The 6,893-nt window shown below is 42.5% G+C and carries 5 protein-coding genes; all 5 read left to right on the plus strand.

What is annotated here, in order from left to right; translation table 11 throughout:
• Positions 1-387: 387 nt before the first annotated feature.
• The 5 genes from BM043_RS19000 (at position 388) to BM043_RS19025 (ending at position 6,703) form a co-directional block, all read left to right on the plus strand.
• Positions 388-861, plus strand: a complete 474-nt coding sequence (locus tag BM043_RS19000; RefSeq protein ID WP_092794816.1) for a nucleoid-structuring protein H-NS — start codon at positions 388-390, stop codon at positions 859-861.
• Positions 862-885: 24 nt separating this feature from the next.
• Positions 886-1,464, plus strand: coding sequence for a hypothetical protein (locus BM043_RS19005; protein WP_092794777.1), 579 nt, complete (start codon positions 886-888; stop codon positions 1,462-1,464).
• The gene (locus BM043_RS19010) at positions 1,461-2,306 is read left to right on the plus strand and encodes a hypothetical protein (RefSeq protein WP_092794780.1); all 846 of its coding nucleotides are present in this window, start codon (positions 1,461-1,463) and stop codon (positions 2,304-2,306) included. The genes BM043_RS19005 and BM043_RS19010 overlap by 4 nt, the downstream gene beginning before the upstream one ends.
• Complete coding sequence (locus BM043_RS19015) at positions 2,293-4,746, plus strand: leucine-rich repeat domain-containing protein (protein ID WP_092794782.1); 2,454 nt, start codon at positions 2,293-2,295, stop codon at positions 4,744-4,746. Before BM043_RS19010 ends, BM043_RS19015 begins: the two co-directional genes overlap by 14 nt.
• 1,450 nt (positions 4,747-6,196) lie before the next feature.
• Complete coding sequence (locus BM043_RS19025) at positions 6,197-6,703, plus strand: winged helix-turn-helix domain-containing protein (protein WP_092794787.1); 507 nt, start codon at positions 6,197-6,199, stop codon at positions 6,701-6,703.
• The last annotated feature ends 190 nt before the right edge of the window (positions 6,704-6,893 follow it).

The following is a 6,893-nucleotide window of genomic DNA, read 5'->3' on the forward strand; positions in this document are numbered from 1 at the left end:
GCAGTCGCAGTTTTCATTTCAGCACGAATTAATCATTAACCCTTAACAATCCGAAAACGAGACTTTAATCTTCAACCTATCCAGTTAAACAGTTCATCAGTTCCCCAATTCGACAATTCCCCGATTGATCGTAAATCAAAAATAGCTAGATGGTCGGTCATTGGTCCCACAGCCCCATATTCATTTCTCATAATTGCCAAACAAAAAACCTCGCCTTGCTACCGTTTAAATCCAATTCACAAATATTAGCAAAAGGATATTTCTTTTTGGAATATGGTTTGCAGGTTAATCATCTGTTTTTATTTACTTTGTCCCGTAATTCAGATCGGCTGCCGAAAACCCAGTTTTCCTGAGCCAAAACCAAACAAAATCTTAATCCTCCCAAAAATGAAACAAAAGTTGATCTCATTTTCGCTTAATCGCTCCCTGATGATCGCTATGGTCGCATTGCTCGCCATGGGTGCTTGTAAGTCAAAAAAGAAAGCAGCACAGCCTGAACCCGAGCCAGCTCCTGTCGAGCGAGTAGAAGAAACTCCAGCACCAGCAGAAGCACCGGAACCCACAGCAGAAGAAGTAGCAGTCGAAAAACTCGAATCTTCATTCAATTCTTTGACCTCCGCTTCCAGCCCGGCTTTGGCCAATCAATCCATCGAGCAAACCTTGGCAATGTTTTCTAATCAGGATACCCCGGTACTGATTGTCATTCACGAGGAAAATGGAATCAAAGACTATGATGAGCCTACGACCATCCGCAAATACCTCGAATACCTCAAGGACACCAAAAAGAATCTCAACTTTATCAGTGATATCCGTCTGGATGCAAACGGTAAAGTGTCCGAACTCGAATTGAGAAGAAAATAATTTCAACTAGAAAATCACCTTAAAATGAAAAATACATTTATTCTGTTTTTGGGCCTTTTCCTTGCATCTTCTCTGACCGTGTTCGCACAGTCGGATGATATCAGCCCTGCAAGAAAACAAGCCATCGATTCCTTGGCTCTCGAAAAAGTAAAGGATCTTTCCAAATACATCGCCATCATTGGGAGCAAAGAAACCCAGTTTTCTGAAGCTAATCGGGTGATGGATCGTGCTGAAGAGCTTTTCGCTCCGGATGCAGAAATGGGCGTCTCCAGTATCAATACCAGCGAAATCGCGTATTACAAAGTTCGCAGATACTTTGAGCGGTTGATGGCGCTTAACTACGATCGGGTTAATATCACTTGGTATGATATTCAGTACATTTCCGACTTGGAAAGACAGCCTGACGGACGTTATGTAGGGGTGATTACCATCTATCAGCGTTTTGAGGGAACTTCCATCGAGACCGGGATGAATTACAAGGATACCACCAAAAAAGACATCACCATTTACGTAGAGAAAAAACAAACTCAAATTGCCGGTAGAACCATCGAGTTCTGGGACGTGATGCTAGGCGATGTCCGAGTGACTGAAACCTCCGCATGAGATTAATCATCAGCTTTATGGCGATCTTCTTGTTCGCCATCAGTACCTTTGTTTCCGCGCAGGGCCTCGGCTCTGCGTCGGGGACAATTAAAGATGACGGAAGATTAGCCGCATCTACCAAACAACTCAATCAGTTTTTTAGAAGATTCAATGCAGAGGAATCCGTTGATGGGAATACCCGATACAATCCCGGTGACGACCTTTATCGAAACCCTGACTTAAGAAAGGGTTTTTTTGAGGTTATTTTTGATAAGGAAACCAGTGGTATTCCCGATAATCTAAAAAATCAATTCATTGATGATGTGCTTTCCGACACCTATCCCCAGTACATCCGGTTTCACCAGGAGGGATGGTTTTCTGAAGTGCAGGCCGATTTCTTTTTTAAAGGAAAAAGAGAACGGGCCAGTATTATTTTCAAACTTCAACCCCAGGGATTAGGATACGAATGGATCATCGATGCGGTGAGCTTTCCCCCATTCAAAAATTTATTCAATAAACCTGAGGGAGATGACAAGGATTTTTTGCATCCTTTATCCCACGAACTCGGGTTTATGAACCTCCGAAGAGCCTTCGAAGACTCCGATCTTCCGGAATCTTTTACACGATCTTCCTTCGAACCGGATTTTTTGACACTGTTTTTGTATGAGATGAAGCAGAACAATATCCGATTCGCCACCGTGACCGATGTGAAGTTCCATTTCTTTCAAGTCGAAGGATGGTATTTCGAAGTCAGTCAGTTCAATAGACCGGGTTTCAATACCGGCTGGTTAATTTCCAGTTTGGTCAAACTCAAGCCGGGGGATAAGGAATCGATACAAAATTACATTTATGATCAGAAGTAAGCTTTTTTTTCTGGCTTTAATCCTCCTTTTGATAGGGGGGAATACTTCTTTCGCTCAAACCATCAAAGGATACAGCGATGAAGAAATTGCGGATTTTTCTGCGAAAGTGGAAGATCAAATCCGATTTTTGGAATACCTATTCAATACCATCGGTTCCTCGGAAACTCCCGCCCGAGATAAAGATGTCATCATTCGAGAAAGCTACCTTAAGATTTTCCGAGATGCCGAAGTACAGGTAGAAGACGATTTGCTTTTTGACCGTAAGGTCGTAACCAATAAAAATGTGACCGCCTACATGAAAGACATTGAGTTTTTCTTTGAGGATGCTGTATTCGAATACAGAATAAGAGAGGTCAAACCCGCACAAAAGGAAAATGGAGATGTCTACTTTTTGGTTTCTTTGGACCGAACCATCGAATCCGTAGGGAAAGACGGAAAGAAATCAACCAATACCAAACCTCGCTTTGTAGAGGTCAACCTGGAAGAAGCCAGCCAAGAACTCAAAATCGTCAGCATGTACACCACCAAACTCAGCCGCGATGAGGAACTTTTGGAATGGTGGGAAATCCTTAATCCGCATTGGAAAGCCTATTTCCAAGAGCGTTTTGATCTGGATCCGGTTGATTCTGTGGACTTGGATTTGCTGTATAAATTCGTTTCCGTGGATTCCCTCGATATTTCCGGCACGGATTCTTTGCTCGATCTTAGTCCTATGGAAGCGCTGAGAGATCTCCGCTATGTGGATCTAAGCGATACCAAAATCACCAAACTGGGACCGATCTCAAATGTGACGTTTTTGGAATACCTCGACGTATCCAATACTCCTACCAAGGATATTCAGTTTATTAAATATTCGGATCGACTGAAACACCTGGATATTTCAAATACCCAAATTGAGGATATTTCTGATTTGGAAAATCTCAAGAAACTGGAAAGTCTCAACGGCGAAAAAACTCCGATTTTTAGTTTTGCTGTGCTCAATGACTTCGAAAGCCTGAAAAATCTGAATCTTGCAGAAAGCGGATTTAACAATGCGGAGAATATCCAAAAGCTCAATCAATTGGAGCAACTGGATTTAAGTAGAAATTACATTGTGAATTTTGATCACTTGGGTTCACTCAAATCCCTTAAAAAGCTTAACCTTTCACAGACCAATATTCAAGACCTTAGTCCTTTGGCTGATTTGGATTCCTTGGAAGAGTTGGATTTGACCAGTACAGAAATCTCTGATATTGCTGTACTGAACAATAAGGAATCTCTTGTCAAGATACTCGCGGACGAAACTAGACTTTCGGTTTTTGCGGCTGATGATTTTAGCCGAACCAACCCTGATGTGCTACTGATTCATCATGTGAAGGATTTGGAATCTTGGTGGTCAGGCTTGTCTGAGGAGTGGAAAGCGGCTTTGAAAAAAGCAAATGCGGCCATCACTTCCGATTTGCCCAATGTGGAAATTCTCACCGAGACGATAGGATTGGAATCCTTGGATTTGAGTGGTACTGAAATAGAAAGTCTCAATCCCTTGACCCGATTTGTCAAGCTTGAAAAACTGGACTTCTCAGACAATCCCATTGGGGACCTCCTGCCGCTTTCGGAAGTAAAAACGCTGGTCGAAATCAACGGAAATAATACTCAGGTAAAGGATTTGAACCCGATCCGGGGAAATGAATCGCTCCGGGAAATCAGAATGAGCAATAGTCCGGTGGAAAGTATCTTGCCGGTGATTGACCTCCCCAATCTGGAATATCTACAGGTGGATGGTGCGGACTTTTTCGAAGAGGAAGTTCCTGATCTTATGATCAAAAAATCTGAACTGACCTTGGTCTATCGGGTGGAGGAACTTGAAAATTGGTGGGAAGGAATCAGTGCGGATTGGAAAGAGCTCTTGAGAAGGCAATTTAGCCTGACCGAAAACCCATCCACTGAGCAATTGCATAATTTGACAGCAAAGTCTGAGTTGATTTTTGAGCGGGTCAATATCGAGGATCTTAGCCCGATTACTGCTTTTGTAAATCTGAGGAAGCTATCCATATTTGATTCTCCCATATTTAATATTGGAGCAATTTCGGAAATGGTTCATCTTACCGAGCTCCGTCTTTCCCAAGCGCCAATCACGGATTTTCTACCCCTAAGCGCTCTGTTTAATTTGGAGCGACTGGATATTTCCAATACGGGAATCGAAGACCTCACCGCGCTTTCAAACTTGGTCGAACTGAAATACCTCAATATTTCAGGAACAAACCTGCGGGTATTGAGGGGCTTAGAGACCTTGACCTATTTGGAAGAACTGGATGTAGCGAGCACCAATTTGCGGTCTTTGAGACCCATTGAGGGATTAGAGAACCTCAGAAAATTAACCTGCTTCAATACCCGCCTCAGCAGTAGGGCAGTAGATCGCTTCAAAGGAATCAATCCCGAGTGTGAAGTACGGTTTTATTGATTGGTCGATGGATTAATTGTTCAAGGTTTACCAAAGCCCGCCTGAGACCAGGAAACTCAAGGCGGCAAAAGACCAAGGTAGATTTTTCTTCAAGTTCTGTAGGCAGGTATGAAAGATTTAATTGCCCCGGGTTTCAACCCTAGGATTAAGTATGCCCATAAGTCCCCACCTCGGCCCGAGGATCCGCCGGAAACCAGCCTCGCAGTGCCGAGGAGGATGACAATGTTCAATGGGCAAATTCAATGAGCAATTTTCAAGTGGCAATGATTATTGATGAATTGGGGAACTGTCGAATCGATGGGAAGTTTGGAGATTGGTGATGTCTGACCTTTGAAAAAAATATCGAATTTCGAATGAAAAATGATGAATTTCGAAGTGTTTTACTAGATAACTTTAATCATAAATAATGACCCCAAAGGGGTCTAATGTTGATTAGCCCCGTATGAGCGAGTCGGAACGACGAGCGAAATGCGGGGTAAGGTCATGACGAGAGATCCCCACCTCGGCCCGAGGATCCGCCGGATACCCGCCTCGCAGTGCCGAGTAGGTCGACAAAATTGGATAGGTAAATTTTTCCCGCAGATTGTCGCAGAAAAAACCGCAGATCTCGCAGATTAGGTTCCTTTTTTCAATAGAAACGCAGCTCCGAAGGAGCGATACTATTCATAACCCCGTATGAGCGAGGCGGAACGACGAGCGGAATGCGGGGTTCGGTGATAAGACAAGACCCCCACCTCGGCCCGAGGATCCGCCGGAAACCAGCCTCGCAGTGCCGAGGAGGTCGACAAAATTGGATAGGCAAATCCTTCCTAATAGTTTTCTATAGCCAAGAAACTGCTTTGATTCAGGATGTGCGCCACCCTTTGGCGATCCAAAACAAAACCACAAAACTTTATCAAAAATGAAGGGCCTCAAGGATATTCTCCTGAGGCCCTTTTTGGCTTTTAGGCCAAGGTAAATAAGGTTCAAAAAGTGTGGAGAAAAACTTCCTTATTTGGTTGTTGAAAAACTATGAGAAAAGTTGCTTAATCACCCGTATCAAAGGTAGCAGAGGAAGATTAAAAAAAAATACCCTGTACTGGGTATTTTTTATAGTAAAGCATGAAAAGTTTTCCACATTTTTAAACTTTTCAAATATAATGTTAGATAAAATCAATACTTCTATTTTGTCATTTTAATACAATAATTATCCGACTTAGCACAAAATTCCAAAATGTCCGATTTTTTTAGCCTCTAGTTTCCGGCGGTTTTTATCCATTGGTCTACCTATAAAAATCATTACTTGAGGGGAAAAGTCTTGGAGCTTTGTCCATTTGAATAAAAGTAATTTTCTATCCTTACTTCATTTTTCTCCCAATCCCTTGCAAGATTTTCAACAAACCGAGTAAATTTATTACTCAATCAAATGTGAAAAGAACCCTCAGGTCCTTTTGCTATAAAACCTTTCCCGGTGTTAGAATCTCTCGTTACTTCCAAAACCCGCATCAAACTCCTTTTGAAGTTTTTTTCGCATCGAAATTCAGGCTATCTCCGTTCCCTGGCCAAGGAATTTGATGAATCCACCAATTCGGTTCGGATCGAACTCAACCGACTTACGGATGCAGGGCTCTTAGTCGCCGAAGATGAAGGAAAAACCAAGGTCTATAAGGCTAATCAGAAACACCCTTTTTTCACGGAAATCACCAATATGGTGTCTAAGTTTCTCGGCTTGGATGAACTCATGGAAAAAATTGTCAAGCGCATGGGAGCGGTGGAAACGGCCTATATTATTGGGGATTATGCCAAAGGAATTGACTCCGGGACAGTTCACATGGTCTTAATCGGCCAAAATCTGGATGTGGAATACTTGGATTTTATTCGGGACAAAACCTACGAGAAAGTTCAGCGAAAAGTGGAGGTGGAAATCCTACCCAAAGACCCGGGTGATATCCAGGGAATCAAGATTTTTGGGGTGTAGGTGAAAGAAAGAAGGCTTATGTCTAAATGCTGAAATTTCCGGATTAGAGAGTGGCAGTTTTCAGCATGTATGGAAGAAGCTAAATTGGGTAGAATGAATTATATAATTTTTATAGGATTTACCTATTTCACATAAAGAACCCCAAGGAACTATTTTTTAACCATCAAGGACTCCAAGGACACCAAGAGCA

The organism is Algoriphagus hitonicola (assembly GCF_900113375.1).
GTDB classification, from domain to species: domain Bacteria; phylum Bacteroidota; class Bacteroidia; order Cytophagales; family Cyclobacteriaceae; genus Algoriphagus; species Algoriphagus hitonicola.

What these genes read in the sequence shown, in the direction of transcription:
- BM043_RS19005 (WP_092794777.1), top strand. Translation starts at nt 886, where the DNA reads ATGAAAAATACATTTATTCTGTTTTTGGGCCTTTTCCTTGCATCTTCT.
- BM043_RS19010 (WP_092794780.1), top strand. Translation starts at nt 1,461, where the DNA reads ATGAGATTAATCATCAGCTTTATGGCGATCTTCTTGTTCGCCATCAGT.
- BM043_RS19015 (WP_092794782.1), top strand. Translation starts at nt 2,293, where the DNA reads ATGATCAGAAGTAAGCTTTTTTTTCTGGCTTTAATCCTCCTTTTGATA.
- BM043_RS19000 (WP_092794816.1), top strand. Translation starts at nt 388, where the DNA reads ATGAAACAAAAGTTGATCTCATTTTCGCTTAATCGCTCCCTGATGATC.